Annotated in this window: 21 protein-coding genes; 3 read left to right on the top strand and 18 right to left on the bottom strand. The window is 66.3% G+C overall.

Annotation, left to right across the window (positions count from 1 at the left end; all coding sequences use genetic code 11):
• Window positions 1–4: 4 nt before the first annotated feature.
• A complete protein-coding gene (locus tag FBX97_RS02370) occupies window positions 5–817 on the bottom strand; it encodes a formate/nitrite transporter family protein (RefSeq protein ID WP_141828645.1) in 813 nt (270 codons plus the stop codon).
• 86 nt (window positions 818–903) lie between these two features.
• Window positions 904–1,374 carry a cyanase gene (gene cynS / locus FBX97_RS02365; protein WP_141828644.1) on the bottom strand — a complete coding sequence of 157 codons (471 nt, stop codon included), beginning with the start codon at window positions 1,372–1,374 and terminating at the stop codon, window positions 904–906.
• A gap of 213 nt (window positions 1,375–1,587) precedes the next feature.
• Between cynS and cynR the strand changes: the two genes are divergently transcribed.
• Window positions 1,588–2,475 (top strand): transcriptional regulator CynR, encoded by an 888-nt coding sequence (gene cynR, locus FBX97_RS02360; protein WP_141828643.1) that lies wholly within the window; start codon window positions 1,588–1,590, stop codon window positions 2,473–2,475.
• Between the two features lie 27 nt (window positions 2,476–2,502).
• Here cynR and FBX97_RS02355 read toward each other — a convergent pair whose 3' ends face one another.
• Complete coding sequence (locus FBX97_RS02355; protein ID WP_141828642.1) at window positions 2,503–3,063, bottom strand: YdeI family protein; 561 nt, start codon at window positions 3,061–3,063, stop codon at window positions 2,503–2,505.
• Between the two features lie 101 nt (window positions 3,064–3,164).
• On the opposite strand from FBX97_RS02355, the gene FBX97_RS02350 reads away from it, so the two are divergent.
• Window positions 3,165–5,105, top strand: a complete 1,941-nt coding sequence (locus FBX97_RS02350) for a CocE/NonD family hydrolase (RefSeq protein ID WP_141828641.1) — start codon at window positions 3,165–3,167, stop codon at window positions 5,103–5,105.
• 13 nt (window positions 5,106–5,118) lie between these two features.
• On the opposite strand, the gene FBX97_RS02345 is transcribed toward FBX97_RS02350, so the two are convergent.
• Window positions 5,119–5,556 carry a hypothetical protein gene (locus FBX97_RS02345; RefSeq protein WP_141828640.1) on the bottom strand — a complete coding sequence of 146 codons (438 nt, stop codon included), beginning with the start codon at window positions 5,554–5,556 and terminating at the stop codon, window positions 5,119–5,121.
• A 271-nt stretch (window positions 5,557–5,827) separates the two neighbouring features.
• Here FBX97_RS02345 and FBX97_RS02340 point away from each other — a divergent pair, with 271 nt between their 5' ends.
• A complete protein-coding gene (locus FBX97_RS02340) occupies window positions 5,828–6,175 on the top strand; it encodes a hypothetical protein (protein WP_141828639.1) in 348 nt (115 codons plus the stop codon).
• 22 nt (window positions 6,176–6,197) lie between these two features.
• On the opposite strand, the gene FBX97_RS02335 is transcribed toward FBX97_RS02340, so the two are convergent.
• The 14 genes from FBX97_RS02335 to FBX97_RS02270 form a co-directional block, all read right to left on the bottom strand.
• On the bottom strand, window positions 6,198–6,959 hold the full coding sequence (locus tag FBX97_RS02335) for a LuxR C-terminal-related transcriptional regulator (RefSeq protein ID WP_141828638.1): 762 nt from the start codon (window positions 6,957–6,959) through the stop codon (window positions 6,198–6,200).
• Window positions 6,960–6,976: 17 nt separating this feature from the next.
• Window positions 6,977–7,723: a winged helix-turn-helix domain-containing protein gene (locus FBX97_RS02330; RefSeq protein ID WP_141828637.1), complete on the bottom strand. Its 747-nt coding sequence runs from the start codon at window positions 7,721–7,723 to the stop codon at window positions 6,977–6,979.
• Window positions 7,724–7,997: 274 nt separating this feature from the next.
• Entirely contained in the window at window positions 7,998–8,588 is a 591-nt protein-coding gene (locus FBX97_RS02325) for an NF038129 family PEP-CTERM protein (protein ID WP_141828636.1), read from the bottom strand.
• Between the two features lie 12 nt (window positions 8,589–8,600).
• A complete protein-coding gene (locus FBX97_RS02320; RefSeq protein ID WP_141828635.1) occupies window positions 8,601–11,600 on the bottom strand; it encodes an ExeM/NucH family extracellular endonuclease in 3,000 nt (999 codons plus the stop codon).
• Window positions 11,601–11,745: 145 nt separating this feature from the next.
• On the bottom strand, window positions 11,746–12,768 hold the full coding sequence (locus FBX97_RS02315) for a TIGR03790 family protein (protein ID WP_255517260.1): 1,023 nt from the start codon (window positions 12,766–12,768) through the stop codon (window positions 11,746–11,748).
• 13 nt (window positions 12,769–12,781) lie between these two features.
• Complete coding sequence (locus FBX97_RS02310) at window positions 12,782–13,516, bottom strand: PEP_CTERM-anchored TLD domain-containing protein (RefSeq protein WP_185748442.1); 735 nt, start codon at window positions 13,514–13,516, stop codon at window positions 12,782–12,784.
• 158 nt (window positions 13,517–13,674) lie between these two features.
• Entirely contained in the window at window positions 13,675–15,093 is a 1,419-nt protein-coding gene (locus tag FBX97_RS02305) for a mannose-1-phosphate guanylyltransferase/mannose-6-phosphate isomerase (protein WP_141828632.1), read from the bottom strand.
• Entirely contained in the window at window positions 15,090–16,256 is a 1,167-nt protein-coding gene (locus FBX97_RS02300; protein WP_141828631.1) for a sugar phosphate nucleotidyltransferase, read from the bottom strand. Before FBX97_RS02300 ends, FBX97_RS02305 begins: the two co-directional genes overlap by 4 nt.
• 18 nt (window positions 16,257–16,274) lie before the next feature.
• A complete protein-coding gene (galE, locus tag FBX97_RS02295; RefSeq protein ID WP_141828630.1) occupies window positions 16,275–17,273 on the bottom strand; it encodes a UDP-glucose 4-epimerase GalE in 999 nt (332 codons plus the stop codon).
• Between the two features lie 86 nt (window positions 17,274–17,359).
• Window positions 17,360–18,103, bottom strand: coding sequence for a WecB/TagA/CpsF family glycosyltransferase (locus tag FBX97_RS02290; RefSeq protein WP_141828629.1), 744 nt, complete (start codon window positions 18,101–18,103; stop codon window positions 17,360–17,362).
• Complete coding sequence (gene wecB / locus FBX97_RS02285) at window positions 18,100–19,257, bottom strand: non-hydrolyzing UDP-N-acetylglucosamine 2-epimerase (RefSeq protein ID WP_141828628.1); 1,158 nt, start codon at window positions 19,255–19,257, stop codon at window positions 18,100–18,102. Before wecB ends, FBX97_RS02290 begins: the two co-directional genes overlap by 4 nt.
• A gap of 72 nt (window positions 19,258–19,329) precedes the next feature.
• Window positions 19,330–21,339, bottom strand: a complete 2,010-nt coding sequence (locus FBX97_RS02280; protein ID WP_255517259.1) for an alginate lyase family protein — start codon at window positions 21,337–21,339, stop codon at window positions 19,330–19,332.
• A 2-nt stretch (window positions 21,340–21,341) separates the two neighbouring features.
• On the bottom strand, window positions 21,342–22,388 hold the full coding sequence (locus FBX97_RS02275; RefSeq protein ID WP_141828627.1) for a glycosyltransferase family 4 protein: 1,047 nt from the start codon (window positions 22,386–22,388) through the stop codon (window positions 21,342–21,344).
• Between the two features lie 195 nt (window positions 22,389–22,583).
• Window positions 22,584–23,840 (bottom strand): glycosyltransferase, encoded by a 1,257-nt coding sequence (locus FBX97_RS02270; protein ID WP_141828626.1) that lies wholly within the window; start codon window positions 23,838–23,840, stop codon window positions 22,584–22,586.
• Between the last annotated feature and the right edge of the window lie 108 nt (window positions 23,841–23,948).

Genomic DNA, 23,948 nt, shown 5'->3' with positions numbered 1-23,948 from the left:
ACGATCAGGAGAACGAGCGCTTGGCCGCCGTCCGAACGTGGGTGGAGTACAGCGTCAGGCCGGTGAAGGCGAGGCCGCCCACCAGGTTGCCCAGCACGGTCGGGAGTTCGTTCCAGATCAGGTAATCCATGATCGTGAAGTGACCGCCCATCATCAGGCCGAACGGGAACAGGAACATGTTCACCACCGAGTGCTCGAAGGCCATGAAGAAGAACAGCATGATCGGCATCCACATCGCCACGACCTTGCCGCCGACGGTGGTGGAGATCATCGCGCCGACCACGCCCATCGACACCATCCAGTTGCACAGCATGCCGCGGATGAACAGGGTCAGCATGCCGGCCGCGCCGTAGGCGGCGTAGCCGACGGTGCGCTTCTCGCCGATCTGGGCGACGGTCTGGGCGATCTTGCCACCATCCGTGTTGAAGCCGAAGGTGAACATGTAGGCCATCAGGCAGGCCACCGTCAGCGCGCCGAGGAAGTTGCCGATGAAGACGACGCCCCAATGCCGCAACACGCGGCCGACGGTGACGCCGGGACGCCTGTCGATCAATGCCAGCGGCGTCAGCACGAAGACGCCGGTCAGCAGGTCGAAGCCCATCAGGTACAGCATGCAGAAGCCGACCGGGAACAGGAGTGCGCCGATCAGCGGCACGCCCGTCGCCACCGACACGCTCACTGCGAACACGGCAGCCAGGGCCAGGATGGCGCCCGCCATGTAGGCGCGGATCAGCGCATCGCGCGTCGCCATGTAGATTTTCGACTCGCCCGCGTCCACCATCTTGGTGACGAATTCCGAAGGAACCAGATATGCCATGCAGCTTCACCTTTCGCGGCCCGCGGGCCTGTTGACGTTATGTAGTTTGAATCTCAGCAAGAAGAATGCCTGCCGGGCCGGCGCGCTCAGAACGGCTTATAGGGGAGGAATTTGCCGTCCAGCGTGATGACGGCACGCTCGCCGCCCTCGGGATCCGCTACCTTTTGTATGTCGCAGCGGAAGTTGATCGCACTGATGATGCCGTCGCCGAACTGCTCGTGGACCAGCGCTTTCAGCGTCGTGCCATACACCTGCACCATCTCGTAGAAGCGGTAGATCGTCGGGTCGGTCGGCACGCCGCCCGGGATGCTGCCGCGCATCGGCACCGACTGCAGCTGCTTGGCGTCGGCGGCGCTCAGCTCCAGGCGCTCGGCCACGATGGCGGCGGCGGCGGCCGGCAGGGCATGCTGGCCGAGCAGGGCCGCCGTGACGTAGGCGACATGCAGGCCGGTGCCTTCGGCGAGGGCGGCCCAGCTCAGGTCTTTCAGCGCCTTGCTGGTGATGACACGTGCGGTAAGCGCCGTGCGCGCATCTTGGGTGACGTCCGATTGCAGCATGATGATTTCCTTTATTGGATGGGCTGGAGGGTCGATTGCATCGACGGGGTGCGATGGGTCGGCAATCCGGGCGAATTGCCTGGCCAGTAAATTGCTTAATACCCTGCAATGGAAATCATCATCGTGGCTTTTTATCGAGCGGTCCAATACCTGCTTAGAATGGTGTTGATAAGAAAAACTAATGCCAATTTTTGGAGCTGCGTGCACTAAATTATGGAGCTGCGTGCACTAAAATATCTCATCGCAGTCGCCGAGCACGGCAATTTCACGCGCGCGGCGGAAGCGCTGCATGTGTCCCAGCCCGCCCTTTCGCAGCAGATCCTGCAGATGGAAGACCGTCTGGATGCGGTCCTGCTCGACCGCAGCGGACGCACGGTCAAGGTGACCGAGGCCGGGCAAGCCTATATCGCCCATGCGCGGCGCGCGCTGTTCGAACTGGAATCGGGCCGGCGCGCGATCCACGACGTGGGCGACCTGTCACGCGGCGCCGTGCGGCTGGCGATGACGCCGACCTTTACCGCTTATCTGATCGGGCCCTTGGTGGCCGCTTTCCACGCCCGCTTCCCGGCCATCAAGGTCAATGTGCTGGAAATGTCGATGGACACGATTGCCGCCGCGATCGAAGCCGATGAAGTGGACCTCGGTATCGCGTTCGAACTGGCGCGTTGCGCGGATATCGAGAGCCTGCCGCTGTTCACGGAAAGCCTGCGTGTCGTCGTTGCGGACCATCATCCGTGGGCCGGGCGGGATGTGCTCGACGTCCGCTCGCTCGCGGAGGGCGAGCTGGCCCTGCTCAGCAGGAATTTCGTCACCCGCGTCCACATCGACAATTATCTGCAGGCGTCCCAGGTGGCACCGAAGGTGGCGGTGGAAGTGAATACGATCAGTGCCCTGGTTGAAATCGTCCGGCACAGCAATCTGTTGACGATACTGCCGGAGGCAATCGCAGGACAGGCGCCCGGCCTGCGCAACCTGTCGCTGGCGTCGCCACCGCCGCCGCGCACGGTCATGCTGTTGCGGCGCAAAAGCGCCTACCAGAGCGCGGCGACCCGCGCGCTCGAGGACATCGTCAGGCGCGAAGCCGTGCGCTGGATGCTTTGAGGCTCGTTCGGGTGGCTTCGCGGTCCGTCAAGCCAGCCGCTTGCCCTCTGCACAAGCCTGCATCAGCTGCGCCAGCCGCTTGCTGCGCGTCTCTTCCCGCTTTGCCTCCGTAATCCAGTGCAGCACGACCTTCCGGTAGCCGGGCGGCGCCGCCTCGAAGTAGGCCCAGGCCGCCGCATCGCGCTGGAAGCGCGCGCGCTCCGCGTCGCTCAGCTCGGGCACATCGCTGCGCTCGTGCGCATAGATGCCCGACTTCGCCTCCAGGCGCAGCGCAAACGCGGCTTCGCCCGCCGCCGTCATTCTGCCCTCGGCGCGCAGCCTGTCCATCTTGGCGATATTCACCACGCTCCAGATCGAGGATGCCTTGCGCGGCGTGAAACGGATCGCGTAGCTGTCGTCGTCGATGCGCTTGCGGCGCCCGTCGATCCAGCCGACACACAGGGCTTCGTCGACCGATTCGGACCAGGTCATGCATGGCTGGCCCGAGCCGACCTTGTGGAAGCCGACCAGCAGCTCGGTCGCGCTGGCGGCGTGCTGGTCGAGCCAGGCGCGGAAGGCCTGGGCATCAGCGAAAAAAGTGGGCGTCATGACGGCCATTATGCATGGCTTTCCGCTATCCCATCTGGTTATACTTGCTCAGCCGACCTGGCCCCCGCCCATGCCGTTCGTTCTGAATAAGGAAACCGTCGATGTCACGCCGTACCGCCCTCGCCTTCGCCACCTCCGTCCTTGCCGCCTCCTACGCCCTCACCGCCCCGCCCTCCCAGGCGCAATCCACCCGCGACGCCACGCTGGTCCAGACCGGCAGCGACATCCCGGCCAAATGGCAGCGCCCCGATGCCGACTACGACTACACGCGCCAGGAAGTCATGATCCCGATGCGCGACGGCGTCAAGCTGCACACCGTGATCCTGATCCCGAAAGGCGCCCACAACCTGCCGCTGCTGCTCGAGCGTACGCCCTACGATGCGGGCGGCTTCAGCAAGGAAAGCGTGCCGCACCTGCGCGACGCGGTGTGGACCGCCAACCGCGAGTGGGTCGACGACGGCTACATCCTGGTCTACCAGGACATCCGCGGCAAATACGGCTCCAAGGGCGACTACGTGATGACGCGTCCCCCGGTCGGCCCGCTCAATCCGAGCAAGACCGACGACACCACCGATGCCTGGGACACGGTCGACTGGCTGGTCAAGAACGTCAAGCAGGGCAACGGCAAGGTCGGCATGATCGGCTCGTCCTACGACGGCTGGACCGTGACGATGGCCCTGCTCGGCCCGCACCCGGCACTGAAGGTGGCGGCGCCGGAGAGTCCGATGATCGACGGCTGGATGGGCGACGACTGGTTCCACTACGGCGCCTTCCGCCAGGTCAACCTCGATTACTTCACCGGCCAGACCACCAAGACCGGCAAGGGCGAGAACGTGGCGCGCACCGGCGCCGACGACTACCAGGCCTTCCTCGATGCCGGTTCGGCCGGCAACTGGGCCGAACGCAACGGCTTCAAGCAGCTCGGCTTCTGGAACCGCCTGTCGAGCCACCCCGCCTACGACGCCTTCTGGCAGGGCCAGGCCCTGGATAAATTCGTCGCCGCGAAGCCGTCGAGCGTGCCGACCATGTGGCTGCAGGGCCTGTGGGACCAGGAAGACATGTACGGCGCCGTCGTCACTTGGGAAGCGCTGCGCGCCAAGGGCATGTCGAACAACCACCTGGTGATGGGGCCGTGGGCGCACAGCCAGGTCAACGGCAAGGCCGAGACCCTGGGGCCGCTCAAGTGGAAGGGCGACACCGCGGCCGACTTCCGCCGCGACGTGCTGATCCCGTTCTTCAACACCTACCTGAAAGACCGCGCTCCGGCCGAGCCGCTGGCGCCGGTGATGATCTATAACGCGTCCGACAACCGCTGGGACAAGTTCGCCGACTGGCCGGCTACCAAGGCGCTGACGCCGCTCTACCTGCAGGCCGACAACGGCCTGGCCTTCCAGCCGGCGGCCGCGGGCGAGGACAGCTACGTGTCCGACCCGGCCAAGCCGGTGCCCTTCCTGGCGCCGCCGATGTCGTTCAGCGAGCGCAGCCGCTGGGTCAGCTGGCTGCTGCAGGACCAGCGTTTCGTGTCGACCCGCACCGACGTGCTGTCCTGGCAGACCCCGGTGCTGACCAGCCCGGTCACCGTGCAGGGTGCGCCCTTCGCCGACATCTTCGCCAAGACCAGCGGCACCGACGGCGACTTCGTGGTCAAGATCATCGACGTCTACCCGGCGACCGTGGCCGAGCAGCCGGAAATGGGCGGCTACCAGCTGCCGGTGAGCATGGACATCTTCCGCGGCCGCTACCGCCAGAGCTTCGAGCACCCGACGCCGATCCCGGCCGGCGAAGTCCAGGAATACAAGTTCCGCCTGCCGACCATGAACTACGTGTTCAAGCCGGGCCACCGCATCATGGTGCAGATCCAGTCGAGCCTGTTCCCGCTGTACGACCGCAACCCGCAGAGCTACGTCGACAACATCTTCTTCGCCAAGCCCGCCGATTACCGCAAGGCGACCGTGGCGATCCAGCGCGGCACCGCCGGCGCCAGCGCGGTGCTGCTGCCGGTGGTGCAGACCAGCACGGCGATCAAGTCGGCGGCGCGCTGAACACGCGGCCGGCTCAGCGTGCCTGGGCGGCGGCGCCGCTGCCGAGCTGGCAGATGCCGGTCTTGCAGATCGCGCCCGGGTCGGGCACGAAGTTACAGGTCGACATCATGCCGGAGGCGGCATTCGCGGCGCGCTGCTGTTCCTTGTAGCTGTCGCCGAGGGCGCGCAGCTCGGCTTCCTGAGTCTTGGCCGACGACCAGGCGATATACCCTTCCGGACCGCCGCAGGACTTGGCACCCAGCGGCATCGTGTGGCATTGGGCGTCGCTGCTGCAGGTCGGCGAGCCGACCAGGGTGCGGATGCGGGTCAGCATCTCGCCCGGCGCGGCCAGGTTGGAATCGGGTGGGGCCTTGGTTGCGGCAACCGCCACGGGAACCTTCTGGTTCCCGGACTGGGCGCCGCAGCCGCTGGCGGCGCAGGCGGCTAGTAATAAGAGGACAAGTTTTTTCATGGTTAGATCATCCGTGCCGTCATGACGAACGTCAAGCGTGCGTTGGCCTGTATGCATGCGTAACCGAACGTCGCATGGACGCTACGTTGACGTTCCGGAAGGTTTTATTTCTATAGGGATATTTCCTCAGATCATCTTTTAACTTCGTGCATCTAGCATGAATTGTTAAACGTGAGGAGACGATTTACACAAAGTTAAGTTAAAAAGTTGACGCACGGAAAAAGAGTGTGGCTACAATAGCTCATCCATATCGCAGCTATTGCCAGCCATCATGAAATTCCTGACTCTCCGCACCTTGTCCGCCCTCTCCCTCGCCGCCCTCCTCGCTGCCTGCGGCGGTCCGCAGGATGAGCTGCCGACCCAGAGCGCCGCCTCGATCCAGACCGGCTCTGCCACCACCAGCGTCCACGTGTCCGCTGCAGCAGGCAGCGGCAGCACCGGCGCCGCCACCGGTTCGGCCGCCGCCGGCAGCACCGCCGTGCCGACCGCGTCGGCCACCATGCCCCAGCCGGACTGCGCCGCCGACGGCTGCAACGGCCCGCGCATCATCGACGCCAATGCCGAAGCCTGGCGCTATGCCGCCATGCAGCGCGCCGCTGCCGACGTCTCGCAGTCCTGATTCTGCCGCCTGCTGGAAGCCCTTATCCTTCCAGCAGTCGCAATTCCATGCAGCGGGCGAGCGCATGGGCGCGGTTGCTGACCCCGAGCGCGCGGTAGATGCGCTGCAGGTGGTTCTTGACGGTCAGCCCGCTGATGCCCAGGATCTGTCCCATCTCGTCGTTGCTCTTTCCTTCGCGCAGCCAGCCGACGATCTCGGTCTCGCGCGCACTCAGGCTGCGCGCCGGCGCCGCCGCCGAACCGCCATGGGGCGGCAGCCGTGCCAGCGCCAGGTGCAAATGCGGCACCAGCAATTCCAGGAAGTAGGCGTGGCGCGCGCTCGGCCGCATCGGCAGGCCGAACAGGACGAACACGCTGGCGCCGGCCGCGGTCTGGCCGGTGCCGTGGGCCAGCACGCTGTCGAAGCCGAGCGCCCCCAGTTCGGCGCGGAAGCCTTCCAGCACCTGCGCGCCCTCTTCCTCCCTGTCGCCGCCATCGAACAGTGCCGGCAGGCGGCCGCTCCCCATGCAATGGCGCGCGATGCGCAGTGCCAGCCCGTCGCGGCGGCCGCCCAGCGCGGCCAGGGCGGCGGGCGCCAGCACCGTGCCATGCAGGCAGTCGATGCCCAGCAGCGCGCCGCCCGGCGCGAATTGCATGCAGGCCAGCACGGCGTGCGGCAGCAATGCCTGCAGCTGGCCCTGCGTCCACAGGAATAATTGATGCAGACTGGCCACGCGCACCCCGGCTTCGATCGCGCGCAGCAGGTACTCCTGCTCCAGGCGGCTGAGGATGACGACCGGTTCCATTGATCGGTGCAGGGTGCTCAGGCGGCGCTGTCCCAGCCGAAGGCATCCTGGGCGCGCCAGGCAACGAAGCGGTAGCCGCTGCCGCGCACGGTTTCGATGCGCTGCTGGTGGCCGCTCGGCTGCAGCGCATTGCGCAGCCGTCCGACGTGGGTGTCGACGGTGCGCTCGTCGAGCACCGCATGGCGGCCCCATACCTGGTCGAGCAGCTGCGAACGCGAATGCACGCGCTCCGGGTGATGCATCAGGAAATTCAGCAGGCGGAACTCGACCGGCCCCAGGGCCACCTGGCGCGCCCCCGCCATCACGCGCTGGGTGCCGGGGTCGAGGCGCAGGCCGGCCATCTGCACCACATGAGGTTGAAGAAGCGCATCGGCGCCGTGTTGCGTCGGCGGAGACCGCCGCCGTAACACGGCACCAATCCTCGCCAACAATTCGCGCGGATTGAAGGGTTTGGTGAGATAGTCGTCGGCGCCGGATTCCAGCGCCAGGATCTTGTCGTGCTCGCCGGCGCGCGCCGACAGCATGATGATCGGCAGCTCGCGCGTGGCGGCGCCGGCGCGCAGGCGCCGGATCAGCGCCTGGCCGGACTGGCCTGGCAAGTCCCATTCCAGCAGCAGCATTTCGGGCGGATGCTCGTCGATCGAGACCAGCGCCGATTCGGCATCGAGGCAACTGGCGGCGTCGTGGCCGGCGCGCGTCAGGTTCAACGCCAGCAACTGGCGGATGGCGGGATCGGGGTCGACCACGAGGACGTGTGCGGACATACGGCTATCCTAAAACATTGATCTATGTTTGCAGCTGCCAGATTTTAATATGCACGATGCAAGACCAACTGAACAATATGATTTGTTTGGAGCATTTAGAGCTTCCGCGAATAAATGGCAAATAGGCATAGCGCCTAGAGGGAAGCGGGTTTTGAGGTGAATCAAGAGATGCGCGGCAGCAAACACCGGCAGTTGTGAAAAGGATACAAGCGATAAAAAACCACCTGTCCGTCGCCGGACAGGTGGTTTCCTTACAGCAAGCTCAGCCTGTGGCTTAGCGAGTGCGGCGGCGCAGTGCGAAGCCCATCAGGCCCAGGCCGCTCATGACCAGTGCCCAGTCGGCCGGTTCCGGCACGTCGGCGCCGACGGCGGCCGGGGTCACGGTGGCGTAGCTGGCGTTGGCCGCAACCGACACTGGCTGGTCCTGTTGGAATGCAATGCTGACGATATCGTCGGCGATGGAGCCGTACATGTCGTCCGTCAGCGAGACGCCGAAGTTGCTGCCGACCGGACCGACGTCGATATCGAAGGTGACGTCGAAGCCGAAGTGGCCGCCGAAGGCAACGTCGAACACGTAGGCGTTGTAGCCGCTGGCGATCGTCAGCGAAGCCGCATCGTAGTTGACGAAGGCATCGTTGACCGCCATGCCGGTGCCCAGGAAGCTGCCGGTCCAATGATCGATCGTCGCGACGGCGTCGCTGTTGTCCAGGCCGAGGAAGGACAGCAGCAGGCCGCCGTTGTTTCCAGCCTGGGACGCGGTGTTGATGTCGACGTGGTAAGTCGGTCCGGCGACGGCAGCTGCGCTGCCGGCAGCCAGCGCCAGTGCCAGCAGCGAACGGCTCAGGATCGAGTTGAATTTGAACATGAATGGACTTCCTTAAAAGGTACCGCTGATGATGGTCGGGGTGTACGAGAACTGGATCTTCGTCGGATTGCTGAACGACGTCGTCACGGTGGCCTGGGCGCCCGGCGCGAGCGTGCCGGTGCTGATCGTGATGTACGGCGTACCGTTCTGCATGCCGGTCCGGTTGTCGAGCGTGACGCTGGACGGCAAGCCATCCAGGCGCAGTTGCAGCGGGCCGCTGATCGGGGCGGACGTGGTATTGGTGATGGTCACCGTGCCGCTGACCTTGCCGGTCAGGACGTTACCCTTCAAGCCCGACTGGACGATCTTCACGCTCGAGGTCACATCGGTCGTGGCACCGGCCAGGTTCAGGCTCACCACCACCGGGTCGTGGTCCGAAGCGCGGAAGGCGTTGTTGACGTACGGGTCGTCGGCGGTGTCGCCGATGTTGTAGTCGATCGCTTCCGGTTCGTCCGCGTTGTTGTGCCATTCGGTCACGCCGGTCACCTGCGGGTCGAGCGAGGTGCTGGCCAGCGCGTGGTCGAGGTAGCCGCTCATGCCGTCGAACACGTACGAGTACGGGGTGCCGTTCGGGCGCACGAAGCGTTCCAGTTCGTTCACCATGCCATTGCTGGTCAGGTAGGCGATCGGGTCTTCGTGGCCGTAGGAGTTGAAGTCGCCCACTGCCAGCACGTCCGCATCGCCGCTCGCGGCCACCACGGCCGGGATGAAGTATTGCGCCAGGCGCGTGGCCTGCTGCACGCGGGTCAGGTTCCAGCAACCCTGGCCGTCGCCGCTGTCGGTGTTGCCGGTGCCGCCGCCGCAGCTGCCCTTCGACTTCAGGTGGTTGACGATCAGCGAGAACTTGGCGCCGTTGCTGTTGACCTTGAAGGTCTGGGCCATCGGCGGACGGTTGTTGACGCTGTCGTTGTCGGACATGGCGCCGCCGACCAGGGTCAGCTTGCCCGGCTTGTAGATCATCGCCACGCGGATGGCGTCGGTGCCGGTGGCCGGCGGTTGCGGCACGTAGGCGTAGACGGTGCTGCCGATCGACGCGTTCAGCGCGTTGACCAGGTAGCCCACCGCGAAGTCGCCGTTGTTCTGGATTTCCATCAGGCCGACGGCGTCGGCGTCCATCGCCTTCAGTTCGTTGACGATCTTGTCGCGCTGGCGCACGAACTCGTCCATGTTGTCGGCGCCGCGGCAGTTGCCGGCCGAGGTCGAGTTGCCGATCTTGCAGCCCTGGCCGCTGGCGCCGTTGACGTCGCGGCCGTTGGTGAAGGTGGTGAAGAAGTTCAGCACGTTGGCGCTGGCGACGCGCACGTTGCCCGCGGCGACGGTCGGGGCCGCTTCACGCACGTTGGTGCGGCTGAACGTCGGTGTGTCGGTCGGCTGCAGCTTGTACCAGCCGCCGCCGCCGCCGATCGCGCCGAAGTCGAGCACGCCGACCAGGTCGTTGACGGTATCGCCGGCACGCACGGTCTGGTCCTGGAACAGGTAGGGGATGTGGGCCGGGGTGGTGAAGCTGTTATCGTCCAGCACCACCATGTTGCGTTCGTTGGCGGCCGCCAGCGCATTCGCTTCGGGACCCGGACGGAAGCGGTTGGTCGGGGTTTCGAGACGGCCATTGCCCAGCACCAGCTCGCCGCGGTCGCCCAGGAAGCCGTTGCCGTTCACGGTCAGCGCGCCGCTGAAGCGCACCAGCATGCCTTCGTAGCGGCGCAGGTCTTCCGCACCCAGCCGGACGTTGGTAATGCCGACCGGCTGGCCGGTGCCGAGGTTGGCGCTGGCTGTGATGTCCTTGATCTCGGTGTAGGAACGCGGGGCGCCGGTCGGGGTGTATTCGGTCACGGTACCGGTCACGCGCACCAGGTCGCCGACCTTGCCGGGGGCGGCGGCGCTGCCGGTGTAGACATAGATCGCGTCCGGGGTGGTCGGGTCGTTGTCGCCGGCCGGATCCTGGATGTAGTAACCGCTGCCGAGCAGCTTGGTGATCACGCCGGTGGTGGTCTGTACGGTGTTGTTGAACGGGCTGGTGGCGCCGCTGCCCTGCAGCTGCGAAATCGTCTGCTCGCCCGAGACCAGCACGTTGACCGTGCAGCTGGCCGACTGGCCGTCGTCGTTGGTGAAGGTCACCGCGACCGGGTAGTTGCCGCCGGCAACGCTGGCGTCGACCGACAGGGAGGCCGAGGCGCTGCCGCCATCGGCGCCGGCCGCCGTGAAGCCGGTCAGGCTGATGCCGGCACGGGCGCCGCCGGTGATGCTGGCGGCATTGACGATGCTGTCCGGGTCGCTGGCACGCAGCACGCCCGAGAAGGCGGTGCCGGCGCGGCCGCTGATGCTGGTCGGGCAGTTCAGGGCGATCGGCTGGGCGACCGGATCCGGCGTGCCGCCGCCACCGGCGCACAGCTTGTACGGGCTGGCGCTGTTGCGCGGGCTCGGGCTTGCGGTGCTGAAATCGGCCGCGTTGTTGTTGCTGTCGGTGCAGCCGCCGTCGGCACGCAGCGCGGCCAGGGTGGCGCTCAGGGTGCCGGTGGGGCCGCTGCCCTCGTAGAAATTGGTGCCGCTGCCATAACCCACCACATCCTGCAGGGTGGCCGAGGTCGGGTTGGTGCCGCTCAGGGCCGTCTGGCTGCTGACCAGGGCCACCTTGCCGGCGCCACCCGCCATTGCCAGGGTACCGGTCGCATCCGGCTGCGGCAGGTTCTGGCTGCCGGCATTGCCGGCAGCTTCCTGCACCAGGTAATACTGGCCTGGCTGGATCGTGCCGGTCAGCCGGGTGAGCGCCCAGCTGTTGCCGGTGCTGGATGCGTACTGCACGCTCCAGGTGCTGAGGTCGACCGCGGCACTGCTGCGGTTGAACAGCTCGATGTAATCGTTCTTGAGGGTCGCGCCGGAATTGCCGCCGCCGCCGTACACCTGGCTGATGACGACGTCGCCGGGCGCGGCCAGCGCCGATGCCGACAGGCCGGCCAGCAGGGCGGCCAGTACGGTCATGCGTACGGGAACGGAATGTGATGCACGAGGAGTCATGGAAGGGTCCTGGTCAGGGTCAGGTTTTGTTGAGGTTGTCAGTAAGGAACTTACAGTACGGATATTAAATGCGTTAATTGACAACATCATGACCACGCATTAGCCCATCCGGACTAATGCACATCGAATGTGCTGCAGATTGTGCTCAGCGCCGGGCGTAGGGTGCGGCCAGCGGTTCCCCTATGAAAAGTCCCTGGGCCGGCCAGGCCACGCTCTTCCAGTAGGCTTCGATGGCGCTGTTGCCCTGGACGTAGTTTTTGAACAACACCGATGGATTGGGGAACTTCTGCCAGTAGTTGCAGGGTTCGCTGACGGTGCCGTAGCTGGCGGTGGCCCCGGCCTCCAGCCAGCGCAGGCTGCTCATCTGACCGGCATGGCTTGCGCTGTCGAGCAGGTCGCCGCCGAACGAGGTCAGGTGGTCGGCCAGTGCGCCGGGCACGAAGTCCAGCGTGTCGAGCTTGTCGACTGCGGCCTTGCCGGTCTGGTAGATCAGGATGTCGCGCGCGCCCTCGAGCGCATCGGTGCGCAGGGTGCGCGTGTTCAGCCGGCGCGCCGCGATCCGGCCCGGCGCCGGAAAGAAGGCAGCGCGCGTGTTGCGTGCGCTGTCCGACGTCGCCAGGTAATAGGCGGTGGCCGGCAGCGTCCGGAACCCGGCTGCGGTACCGCGGTCGATCAGCGCCCTGGCCTGCGCCACCGATTCGGTCGGCAGCAGCATCGACAGCCGCATGTTCAGCTCGCTGAACGGGCGCCGCGTCGCGGCATTGAAATAGGCGCTGGGCTGGCCGGGGGCGCAGGTGCGGGCGCACTGGGCGGCGTCGTAGCCGAGCGTGTAGGCGGCGGTGATGCCGTTGCAGGCGACCCGGTAGGGTGCGGTCCAGATCATCAGCACCGCCTGCACATCGGGGCCGAGCCCGGCGTCGATCTGCTGCTTCAGCAGCTGGAAACGTGCCGGGTCGAGCGCATGCGGTTTGCCCGGGATGCGCACGTGCACCACGTTGGCCGTGGGGATGTTGCGGCGCTGGCGGTAGTAGGCGCCGACGGCAACGCTGTGCGGGTCGGCATCGTTGATGACGATGGCCAGCTGGCCGGATTGCAGGGCGGTGGCCGGCTGGGCGCCGGCCGGCGCGCCCACGAGCGCGATGGCAAGACCGGCGACGATGCGCGCCATGGTCATCGGGCAATTACGCCGGCATGCCCTCCCCGCGTTTGCGTGCCAGGCGCACAAGCGCGCCCGCCGCCCCGATCCCGGCCAGCAGCATCGTCCAGGCCGCCGGCTCGGGCACCGGCGCGATCGCATAGATTTCCAGCGCGTCGACGCGCACCGTCTCGCCGTTCATGCTGCGGTCGATGATGCTGAGGCGTTCGTCGAGCGGGTTGCCGTAGCTGAGTTGCCAGGACAGCGCGGTGTCGAGGCGGTCGTTGACGAACAGGTCGGGGCCGGAGCCGAACACCGGGCCGAATTCCATTTCGTTGAAGGTCTGGCGCTGGCCCTGGCTGGGCAGGATGTAGCCGGACAGGATCTGCCGGTACACGGCCGGCACCGTGAAATTGAACAGGAAGGCCGTGCGCTGCGCATCGCGGATGGTTTCGTGCCAGCCCTCGTCCGCCGCCCAGCTTTGCGGGTTGTAGCCGCCCACCAGGTAGGTGTTGCCGGCGGTGTTGGTGACTTCGAGCAGGGTGAAGGTCGGACCTTCGCCGTCGGCGCCGGCATGGAACTGGGCCGAGGTGTCGCCGGCCTGCCGGGTATACACATTGGTGAGATTCAGTTCGCCGGCGCCGAGCCAGCGTTCGAGCTGGCCGTACCTGCCCTCGTCAAGCAGCCTCGGCGCGGTGGCGGTCTGGGCCGACGCCTCGGTGCTCAACAGCGGGCTGCCGGCCGCCAGCGTGAATGCGAGTGCCGCAACGATCGTCTTCATGGCGTCCTCCTGGGAATGGATGGAGACTCGTCGAGGCATTGTAGGCCGTATGCATGGGCCCATCCACACGGTAGGCTGGGGCAAATGAGCGCGGCAAATGTGCGAAAAAAAGGCCGGCAAATGCCGGCCCCCATGCGGATGCGCGTCCTGTGCCAGGATCAGGCGCGCTGGTAGATATCCTCGAAGCGGACGATATCGTCTTCACCCAGGTAACTGCCCGACTGCACCTCGATCAGGTGCAGCGGCAGCTTGCCCGGGTTTTCCAGGCGGTGGGTGGTGCCCAGCGGGATGTAGGTCGACTCGTTCTCGGCCAGCAGGATGGTCTTGTCGCCGCAGGTCACGCGCGCCGTACCCGACACCACGATCCAGTGCTCGGCACGGTGGTGGTGCATCTGCAGCGACAGCTTCTCGCCCGGCTTGACCGTGATGCGCTTGACCTGGAAGCGGTCGCCCGAATCGATGCCTTCGTAGTAGCCCCACGGACGGTAGACGCGCGTGTGGTGCAGGTGCTCGGTACGGGCCTGCACCTTGAGGTGGTCGACCACGTTCTTGACGCGCTGTACCTGGTCCTTGTGCGCGACCAGCACGGCATCGTTGGTTTCCACCACGACCAGGTCCTGCACGCCGACCACGGCGACGATACGGCTCTCGGCGCGCACCAGCGTGTTGCTGGTGTTGTCGAGGTAGACGTCGCCGCGCTGCACGTTGCCGTTGGCGTCCTTGGTCTGCACGTCGGCCAGCGCCGACCACGAACCGACGTCGCTCCAGCCGATGTCGCTCGATACCACGACGCCGTCGCGCGTATGTTCCATCACCGCATAATCGATCGAGTCCGACGGGCTGTCCGAGAAGGCGGCTTCGTCGAGGCGGCAGAAGTCGAGGTCGCGGTAGGCGTCGCGCACCGCGCCCTCGGCCGCAGCGGCGATCTGCGGCGCGTGCTGGGCGATTTCGTCCAGGAAGCGGTCGGCACGGAACATGAACATGCCGCTGTTCCAGTAGAAGCCGCCGTCGGCGACGAAGGCTTCGGCCGTGCTGCGGTCGGGCTTTTCGACGAAGCGCTCGATCTTGTAGCAATCGTCGCAGCCCGCCAGCGGCTCGCCGCGCTTGATATAGCCGTAGCCGGTTTCCGGCGCCCCCGGCACGATGCCGAAGGTCGCCAGCGACCCGTCCTGCACCAGCCTGTAGGCGCGCTCGACCGCCACGCGGAAGGCTTCGTTCTTCTCGATCACGTGGTCGGCCGGCAGCACCAGCATGACGGCGTCGGGATCCTGGGCCTTCAGGTACTGGGCGGCGGCCGCCACGGCCGGGGCCGTGTTGCGGCCGGCCGGCTCGAGCAGGATGCCATGCGGGGTGATCCCGATGTCACGCAGCTGCTCGGCCACCAGGAAGCGGTGCTCGTTGCCGCACACGATCAGCGGCGCCATCACTTCCGGCCAGCCGCGCACCCGCAAGGCAGTTTCCTGCAGCATGGTCTTGTCCGTGACCAGCGGCAGCAGCTGCTTCGGCATGACCGCGCGCGAGAGCGGCCAGAGGCGGGTACCGGCGCCGCCGGAGAGGATGACTGGGTAAATCTTCATGCACTGGCCTTTTCCACGTTGTTGTCTGTCTCGTCGGCGATTTCCTTGCGGCGGCTGCGGCGACGGTCGCGGGCGTTCAGCCATTCGTCGGAGCTGTATTCGGACGAATGCTTCATCTGGCCGGCACGGTCGATGCTGTAATCCTTGAACACGATCATTTCATGCAAGGTGACATCATTCAGTACCCGAGTGTACTCGAAAAGCACGCTGCGGACGACTTCAGCCCCTTCGCAGATATGGCTGCCGTGGCCGATCCAGGTCGGGCCGATGATGGTCGAGCCGGCTTCGACCTTGACGCCGGAACCGATGTAGACCGGGCCCTTGATGGTGGTGCCTTCCCAGTCGATGCTGGTATTCAGGCCGGTCCACAATCCCGGTTCGATCTGGATGCCGGGCACGTCCATGTGGTTGACTTCGCCGGTCAGCACGTTCTGCAGCACTTCCCAGTAATCGCTGACGCTGCCGATGTCGAGCCAGTTGAACGGGCGGCCCTGGGCATAGAACGGCAGGCCCTTCTCGACCAGCAGCGGGAACAGCTGGGAGCCGATGTCGAACTCGACGCCCGACGGGATCAGGTTCAGGACTTCCGGCTCGAAGATGTAGATGCCGGTGCTGATGAAGTTCGACAGCGCCTCTTCCTGCTTCGGCTTTTCCTGGAACTGGGTGATGCGGCCTTCCTTGTCGGTGACCACCACGCCGTAGCTCGACACTTTGTCCCAAGGCACTTCCTTGGTGATCACGGTGGCCATGGCACCCTTGCGGCGGTGCTCGAGCAGGGCCGCCTTCAGGTCGAGGTCGATCAGGGCGTCGCCGCACAGCACGATCGCGGTATCGTCGAAGAAGCCGCCGAATTCCTGGATCTTCTTCATGCCGCCGGCCGAGCCGATCGGCACCGCCACCACTTCGCCGTCTTCCTTGGTATAGCCTTCGAAGGAGTAGCCGATCTGGACGCCGAACTGCTCGCCCTCGCCGAAGTAATCCTCGATCTTTTCGTGCAGGTGGGCCACGTTGACCATGATCTCGGTCACGCCGTTCTTGGCCAGGTGCTCGATCAGGTAAGCCATGACCGGCTTGCCCAGCACCGGGATCATCGGTTTCGGAAGGTCGTAGGTCAGTGGACGTACGCGGGTGCCTTTGCCTGCTGCGAGAATCATTGCTTTCATGTTGCTGTCCTTATCTCTTCATTTTTGGGTAATCTGGTAGCGCCAGGAATCGGCGCACATCTGGTCGACATTGCGCTCGGCGGTCCAGCCCAGCTCTTCGCGCGCATGGGTCGGGTCAGCGTAGCACTTGGCGATGTCGCCGGGGCGGCGGTCGACGATCTGGTACGGGATCGGCTTGCCGCAGGCCTGCTCGAAGGCGTGGATCATTTCCAGCACGCTGTTGCCCTTGCCGGTGCCGAGGTTGTAGGTGACCAGGCCGTCGCCCTGGGCCAGCTTGTCGAGGGTCTTGACGTGGCCGATGGCCAGGTCGACCACGTGGATGTAGTCGCGTTCGCCGGTGCCGTCCTTGGTCGGGTAGTCGCCGCCGAACACCGACAGCTTTTCGCGCTGGCCGTTGGCGACCTGGGCGATGTAGGGCACCAGGTTGTTCGGGATGCCGTTCGGCTCTTCGCCGATCAGGCCGCTTTCATGGGCGCCTACCGGGTTGAAGTAGCGCAGCAGCGCGATGCGCCAGGTCGGATCGGACTTGAAGACGTCGCGCAGGATCTCTTCGATCATCAGCTTGCTGCGGCCGTACGGGTTGGTGGCCGACAGCGGGAAATCTTCCTTGATCGGCACCGAGGCCGGGTCGCCGTAGACGGTGGCGGACGAGGAGAACACCAGCGTCTTGCAGCCGGCCTTGGCCATCGTCTCGAACAGCGCCACGCTGCCGTAGACGTTGTTGTCGTAGTAGCGCAGCGGCTGCGCCACCGATTCGCCGACCGCCTTCAGGCCAGCAAAGTGGATCACGGCGTCGATCTTGTGCGCCGAGAACACCGCTTCCATGGCCGCGCGGTCGCGGATGTCGCCTTCGACGAAATCGAAGGTCTTGCCCGTGATGCGCTGCACGCGTTCCTGCACCGCCGGATCGGCGTTGTAGAGATTGTCGAACACCACCACGTCGTAGCCGGCGTTCTGCAGTTCCACCACCGTGTGCGAACCGATATAGCCCATGCCGCCAGTAACGAGAATTTTCATGAATACGCTTCTTTCTTTAAAAGTTGCCGTCGCCATGCCTTGGGGCTGGCGATTGTTGTTATTAACCCTGTTTCGGTCACCGCGCATCAACGCCGCGCGGCTTCTTTAATCAATAACCAGACGAACGCCATGTCATCGATGAAATAACGGCGGAACATCCGGCGCGGTTCCTGCAAAAACCGGTAAAACCATTCCAGCCCCGCCTTCTGCATCCACAGCGGGGCACGCTTGACGCGGCCGATCGCCACGTCGAAGGTGCCGCCCACGCCCATCGCGAACGGCACCTTCATCTCGGCCTGCCAGCGGCCGAGGAACTGCTCTTTTTTCGGCGAACTGATCGCCACGAACAGCAGGTCGGGGTGGGCGTCGCGGATCTGCAGCGCCGCCTGCGCTTCTTCCGCCTCGCCCTGCCAGTAGCCGTTGCGCCAGCCCGCCAGCACCAGCTGCGGATACTTGTGCTGGTAGGTCGCTGCCACCTCGCGCACCACCTCGTCGCGGGCGCCGAACAGGAACACGCGCCAGCCCCTGGCCGCGGCGCGCCGCATCAACGCCTCGAACAGGTCGACGCCGGCCACGCGTTCCTTGAGCGGCTTGCCGAGCAGGCGCGCCGCCCACACCACCGGCATGCCGTCGACATTCACCAGCGCGCAGTCGTTGATGATGCGCTGCAGCGCGGGATCGCGGCTGGCCTTGACAAGCTTGTCGACGTTGATCGCCACGTGCTGGTGCGGCGTGCCGCTGGCGATGAAGCCTTCGATCGTGTGCAGCGTCTCTTCCATCGTCAGGTTGTCGATGCCGCAGCCCATCAGCGTGATCCGGTCGGGGTTCATGGCGCCGCCTCGGCCGGTTCATCGGCCAGCTCATCGGCCAACACGGCGACGATGCGCTCGGCCGCATGGCCGTCCCACAGCTGCGGCCGGCGCCCGCGCTTGCCCTCGCCGCGCAGGATCGCCTGCACGTGCGCCAGGATCGCGTCCGGGTCGCTGCCGGCCAGCACGTTGGACCCCTCTTCTACCGTCACCGGGCGCTCGGTGTTGTCGCGCAGCGTGACGCAGGGCACGCCCAGCGCCGTGGTTTCTTCCTGCAGGCCGCCGCTGTCGGTGAGGACCACGGCCGCATCCTTCCACAGGTCGAGGAAGGCCATGTAGGGCTGCGGCCCGGCCAGGGTGACGCCGGGGCCGAGGTCGATGCCGAACTCGCGCAGGCGCGCGCCGGTGCGCGGGTGCACCGGGAAGATCAGCGGCAATTCCTGCGCGATGGCGTTCAGGGCAGCGGCGATGCGCGCAAAGGTTGCGGCGGCATCGACATTGCCCGGCCGGTGCAGGGTCACCACGCCGTAGCGTTGGCCCGCGGCGCGGCAGCCGGCCTTCCAGCCGCTGGTCTCGAAGCTGCCGCCCTCGCGCGCCAGCTTGTCGGCCTGGTACAGCAGGTTGTCGACCATCACGTGGCCGACGTGATGGATGGCAGCCTCCGGCTTGCCTTCGCGGCGCAGGTGCCCGACGGCGGACGGCTCGGTCACGAAGAACCAGTCGGCGATGCTGTCGGTGACCAGGCGGTTGATTTCCTCGGGCATCGACATGTCGCCGGAGCGCAGGCCGGCCTCGACGTGGGCCACCGGGATCTGCAGCTTCTTGGCGACGATCGAGCAGGCCAGCGTGGAATTCACGTCGCCCACCACCAGCACCGCGTCGGGACGCTCGGCCAGGCACAACCCCTCGAAGCCGGTCATGATCCTGGCGGTCTGCTGGGCATGGCTGCCGCTGCCGGCCGCCAGCGACACGTCCGGCGCCGGGATGCCGAGTTCCTCGAAGAAGACGGCGTTCATGTCGCGGTCGTAGTGCTGGCCGGTATGGACGATCTTGTACGACAGTGCTTTAGGGGAATGCGGCGCTGCCTGCTGCTGCGGCTGCGCCTGCAGCGCACGCACGATGGGGGCGATCTTCATGAAATTGGGGCGCGCACCCGCGACAAGATATATCAGCATGACTACCCTCCTTTCCCGAAAACCTGCCCCATGCGCACTTGCGCCTGTTGAAACGATTCCCGATCCCGACTGTTAAAAAAACGTTATTGTAAACCTGCACTCGACTGGAACGGCGGACGATACGGTGCTGATCTTGAGCACGTCGCACGCCTGCTTCGATTCGTAGCTGCGCGAGACCCAGCCGAGCGGTGGATTTTCATTGCCGTGAACCAATTCCAGACTGAGGTCGGCGCCCTGCGCCTGCATCTGCAGGGCGAAGCGCTTGCCGCGCACGTGCAGGCCGGAACTGTTCAGGCGCACGTTCAGGCCTGGCGCAAAATGCCAGAACAGCTCGACCTGGTGATGTTTCTTGGCCGCGATTTCGTCGCGCACCACCAGGGTCGCGCTGGCGGCGTCGAAACGCACGCTGCGCATGTGGCGCACCGGATCGGCCAGGCGCTCGTAGCCGTCGTGCGAACCGCGGAAGTCGAATTCGTGCGGCGACTGCGGCATGCGCTCGATCTGGGCGTTCGCTTTCTTGAGCCACATGAAAGGTCCGCCCGACAGCGACTGGTCGGCGCCGTCGATGCGTACCGTGTTGTGGGCCGAGGTGCCGCGGAAATAATCGCGCCACTTGCGCTCCTGCCCATACGAATAGGTGCCGGGGTCGACCAGGCATTCTTCGCCGCCGATTGACAGGCTCAGGGACAGCGCATCGGCGTGGCCGTGGGCGGCGATGCCGAGGTAGCCGAGCGGGCCGCAATCGACCATGCCCTTGATCTCGTCGGCTTCGCCGAAATGCGAGCCGAACAGCAGGTAGCCGCCGTCCGGGAAGGCCCAGCCGGTATCGGATTCGTGCGGATCGCACTCGGGGAGCTTGCCGGGCAGCGCGTGCAGCAGCCAGCGCACGCCGGCATGCCGGGGCGCCTGTTGCGGCGCATGTTGCTGCTGTAAATAGGGCGGTTCGGGCGGACGCAGCACGGCATCGCCCAGCGCCAGCAGCTGGGCCGTGCGGTCGCTGCCGGCCTCGTCCAGGCGGAACACGATGCCGTCGTCGGCATCGCCGACCATCGGCACGTGGCCGCCGACGTCGCGCACCGAGCGCAGGAAACGCAGGCTGCGCTGCAGGCTGGTCCAGTAGGCGCGCGAGAACGGGTGGTTGCAGGCCTGGCCGACCAGGCCGGCCACGAACAGGAATTCCGACGAAAAGATGTGGTAGGCGAAGGCCTGCTCGCGGTTGACGCCGTCGCGCGAGAACTGGGCCTGCGCTTCGTGCTCGAGCTCGCTGCGCGCCTGTTCCAGCCAGTCGTTCGAGGATTTCCAGCAGGGCCAGATCGAGGCGCCGACATACAGGCCGGCCAGTTCGCCGATCAGGTGGTTGTTGGCCGACGAGTGGCGCGACAGGTGGCGCGCGATGCTGCTGCAGTGGGCGTGGATCGAATCGAGCCAGTCGGCGCGCAGGCGCTGGCCGTCGTCGCCGGCGAACAGGCCGCTGGCCTCGCCGCCGATCAGTTCCCACACCAGGCCCCAGTTGATCAGGCGGATGCCCAGTTCGAGCGAGCTGGTCCAGTTGGGACCGGTCCGCGCCGGGCACTGGTCGAGCCAGCTGCGCAGCTGCTGGTGCAGCGCGTGCAGCCAGGCCACGTCGCGGGTCACGCTCCAGGCCTGCGCCAGGCGCACCAGGTGCAGGTGGCGGTTCAGTTCCCACACGTGCTTGATGTCGCCGACCAGTTCGCGGTTGCGGATGTCGATGTCGCCGGCATAGATGGCCGGGCCGAGGACGCCGCTGTCCGGGTCGCGGTTCCAGACCGGGGGCATGCCGACGTCGAAGCGGCGGTTGGCGAACAGCACCACGTGGCCGGCACAGATGCTGTCGGCATCGGCCAGCAGGACCTCGCGTTCGTGCTGCGACAGCGGCGGGGCACCCTCGATGTCCAGGCTGCGGGCGAAGCTGCGCGCGCGCGGCAGCGGCGGCGTGGCGCGGCTGGGCATGCGCTTCGCCACGCCCTTGGCTGCCGCCTGCTGGATGCGGTAGCCGACCTCTGCCACCGACATGCAGCGCAAGCGGTTGACCCACCAGACCATCCCTGTCGCTTCCCGCATTGTCATGCCCCTGCCAGTTCACGGTAGATGGCGGACAGTTTTCCGCACATCACCTCGGTTGAGTAATGCTGCTCGATGGTGGCGCGCGCCCGGTTGCCCAGGCGCGTACGCAGGGCGGCATCGCCCAATACCCTGGCCAGCGCGGCGGCCAGCGCGGCGCTGTCGCGCGGCGGCACCAGCATGCCGTTGTCGCCGTCGCGCAGCGCTTCCGGCACGCCGCCGACGCTGCTGGCGACCACCGCCTTGCGCGCCGCCATCGCTTCCAGCAGGGCCATCGGCAAGCCCTCGGCATGCGACGGCAGGCAGAACACGCTGGCCCTGGCCAGTTCGGCGCCGCGCGCCTGCGCATCGATCCAGCCGGGCAGCTCCACGCGTTCGGCGATGCCCAGCTCGGCCGCGCGGCGGCGTACGCCCTGGCGGTCGCCTTCGCCGCCGAACACCAGGCGCAGCGCCGGGAACCCGGGTGCCAGTGCGGCGCCCGCCGCCAGCAGTTCATGGATGCCCTTGCCCGCCTCGATCCGCCCCAGGAACAGCACGCGGCCGGCTTCGCCGGGCGCCAGCGCGGCCTGGTCCGGCAGCGGCACCGCATTCGGCACCACCGCCACCCTGGCGCCCGGCGCAAAAGCACGCAAGAACTGGGCCCAGCTCTCCGACAGCGCGATCACGACCGAGCTGCGTTCCAGCGTGTGGCGGATCCAGCGCCGCAGCAGCCGTCCCGCTTCCTGCGTGGCGAATTCGCGGAACTCGGCGCCGTGCAGGTGGAAAATCGTCTTGCTGCCGCTCATCCGCGCCATCAGCAGTACCAGCGACTTGCGCAGGAAACTGGCGCGCGACGCCACGTGGACGTGCACCACGGCCGGGTGCTCGCGCACGCAGGCCAGCAGGATGCGTCCCATGCCGGCCAGCGCATGCACCGCCTTGGCGCCGTGCCGGGCCTGGACGTGGGTCGATACATAGCGCACCGCTTCACGTTCGAACAAGCCATGGCTGCGCAGCACCGATACCACCGTCGCGACCCCGCCCTTGCCTTCGGGCGTGGTGCCGACCATCAGTACCCTCGGCGTTTCTGACTTGGCTCGTTGTAACAAAGCACACGCTCTTATAAAAGGCACAATGTTTCGATCATACATCATGAAATTCGCCGCCCGCGCACAATTCACGTTTCTGTTGTCTTTGCGGCAGCGACGAACACCGATTTCCGTTTGGGGCGCGGCGGCACCGGCAGGCATGCGATATCGACATCGTCAGCTTTGCCTGGCCAGGATTTTTTTGTACGTTAAAGCAACATTTCTGCCGAGAATAGCATAGGTCCGATGGCTTCTTACGTACGCTGGACCACGTTCGCTACACTGTTGTGCTGCACCGCGATCGCCCAGTAAATACAACACGGCGGCGGCAAATGCCTCTGCTTCCATCGGTACGCACAGGCCGGCGCCACTCTCTTCGATGACGCGTTTCTGGTCAGGAATGTCGTTGGCCACGCCCGGCAGCCCCAGCGCCAGGTATTCCACCAGCTTGGTGGGCGAGGACACGTCGAACAGGGTGCCGCGCGGGATCGGCGACAGCCCGACTTCGGCCCGCAGCGCGTAGCCCAGGGCCTGCTCCCGGGGTAGCCAGCCGGTGAGCAGGACGTGCTGTGCCAGACCGCGCGCGCCGATGAGCTGCCGCATCCAGGCCATTTCATCGCTTGACGCGGCGTCGCCGGCGATCACCAGCAGGACCTGCGGCAGGTCGCGCCGCAACACCTCGACAACGTCGAGCAGGAAATCCGAACGGCGCGCCCGCGCCACGCTGCCGAGGTAGAGCACGACCCGGCGCCCTTCCAGGCGGGTATCCGCCGCCGGCGCGATGCGGGAACGCTCGAGCAGGCGCGCGTCGACGCCCATCGGCACCGCCGTCATGCGCGCGCGCGGCAAGCCGCGGGCGGCCAGCCAGTCGGCCATCGCCTCGCTCTGCACGAAGATGTGGCGGGCGCCGGGCAGCACCCAGCGATAGAGGACGATGCGCGAGGCACGGGCGCGCAGGGCGTGCGCAGCCCAGACCGCCCAGGCCCAGGCCCCGGCACCGGCGCCGCGCGCAGGCCGGATGTCGTCGCGCCTCGCCTCGAAGCCTTCGACGATGGGAAAGGACATCCAGTATAGGAACGGCACGCGCAGCAGCCAGGCGGCCAGCCGTCCCAGCAGGCCGCTGGCGATCTTGTCGCGCACCTGGATGCAGTCCGGGCGCCGGCTGCGCCGCGCCCGCAGCAGGCCGAGCAGGTCCCACAGCGGCGAGCAGACGCTGGCGAAGCGGCTGCGCAGCGTGCCGACCACGTGCATGCCGCCGGCCGGCCACGGCGCCCCAGGTGCCTGGCCGCCGCCCTGCCCCACCAGCTCGGTGGCGACGCCGTAGCGCGGCATTTCGGTGCCGAACAGGGTCAGCACGTCGGCACGGCTGGGCGGCAGCGCGTCGCGCACGATATAGGCGACGACAAAGGCAATCGGGATGGACTGACCGGGCATGGCGTCCTTGCAGAATCGGCAATAGGCGCGTCGATTCTAGCCTGGCCTTTATGCACATTGCTTGCGCGGCGCTTAATGCGCGGGCTTGAAAAAAATCCTCCACGGGTA

The organism is Herbaspirillum sp. SJZ107 (assembly GCF_006715485.1).
GTDB lineage: Bacteria > Pseudomonadota > Gammaproteobacteria > Burkholderiales > Burkholderiaceae_D > Telluria.
Note: the sequence above shows the minus strand (reverse complement) of the source record. Positions and strands in the feature narration are given on the sequence as shown.

Coding starts and splice junctions, on each gene's coding strand:
- FBX97_RS02370 (WP_141828645.1), bottom strand. CDS start 817: ATGGCATATCTGGTTCCTTCGGAATTCGTCACCAAGATGGTGGACGCG.
- cynS (WP_141828644.1), bottom strand. CDS start 1,374: ATGCTGCAATCGGACGTCACCCAAGATGCGCGCACGGCGCTTACCGCA.
- cynR (WP_141828643.1), top strand. CDS start 1,588: ATGGAGCTGCGTGCACTAAAATATCTCATCGCAGTCGCCGAGCACGGC.
- FBX97_RS02355 (WP_141828642.1), bottom strand. CDS start 3,063: ATGACGCCCACTTTTTTCGCTGATGCCCAGGCCTTCCGCGCCTGGCTC.
- FBX97_RS02350 (WP_141828641.1), top strand. CDS start 3,165: ATGTCACGCCGTACCGCCCTCGCCTTCGCCACCTCCGTCCTTGCCGCC.
- FBX97_RS02345 (WP_141828640.1), bottom strand. CDS start 5,556: ATGAAAAAACTTGTCCTCTTATTACTAGCCGCCTGCGCCGCCAGCGGC.
- FBX97_RS02340 (WP_141828639.1), top strand. CDS start 5,828: ATGAAATTCCTGACTCTCCGCACCTTGTCCGCCCTCTCCCTCGCCGCC.
- FBX97_RS02335 (WP_141828638.1), bottom strand. CDS start 6,959: ATGGAACCGGTCGTCATCCTCAGCCGCCTGGAGCAGGAGTACCTGCTG.
- FBX97_RS02330 (WP_141828637.1), bottom strand. CDS start 7,723: ATGTCCGCACACGTCCTCGTGGTCGACCCCGATCCCGCCATCCGCCAG.
- FBX97_RS02325 (WP_141828636.1), bottom strand. CDS start 8,588: ATGTTCAAATTCAACTCGATCCTGAGCCGTTCGCTGCTGGCACTGGCG.
- FBX97_RS02320 (WP_141828635.1), bottom strand. CDS start 11,600: ATGACTCCTCGTGCATCACATTCCGTTCCCGTACGCATGACCGTACTG.
- FBX97_RS02315 (WP_255517260.1), bottom strand. CDS start 12,768: ATGGCGCGCATCGTCGCCGGTCTTGCCATCGCGCTCGTGGGCGCGCCG.
- FBX97_RS02310 (WP_185748442.1), bottom strand. CDS start 13,516: ATGAAGACGATCGTTGCGGCACTCGCATTCACGCTGGCGGCCGGCAGC.
- FBX97_RS02305 (WP_141828632.1), bottom strand. CDS start 15,093: ATGAAGATTTACCCAGTCATCCTCTCCGGCGGCGCCGGTACCCGCCTC.
- FBX97_RS02300 (WP_141828631.1), bottom strand. CDS start 16,256: ATGAAAGCAATGATTCTCGCAGCAGGCAAAGGCACCCGCGTACGTCCA.
- galE (WP_141828630.1), bottom strand. CDS start 17,273: ATGAAAATTCTCGTTACTGGCGGCATGGGCTATATCGGTTCGCACACG.
- FBX97_RS02290 (WP_141828629.1), bottom strand. CDS start 18,103: ATGAACCCCGACCGGATCACGCTGATGGGCTGCGGCATCGACAACCTG.
- wecB (WP_141828628.1), bottom strand. CDS start 19,257: ATGCTGATATATCTTGTCGCGGGTGCGCGCCCCAATTTCATGAAGATC.
- FBX97_RS02280 (WP_255517259.1), bottom strand. CDS start 21,339: ATGCGGGAAGCGACAGGGATGGTCTGGTGGGTCAACCGCTTGCGCTGC.
- FBX97_RS02275 (WP_141828627.1), bottom strand. CDS start 22,388: ATGGTCGGCACCACGCCCGAAGGCAAGGGCGGGGTCGCGACGGTGGTA.
- FBX97_RS02270 (WP_141828626.1), bottom strand. CDS start 23,840: ATGCCCGGTCAGTCCATCCCGATTGCCTTTGTCGTCGCCTATATCGTG.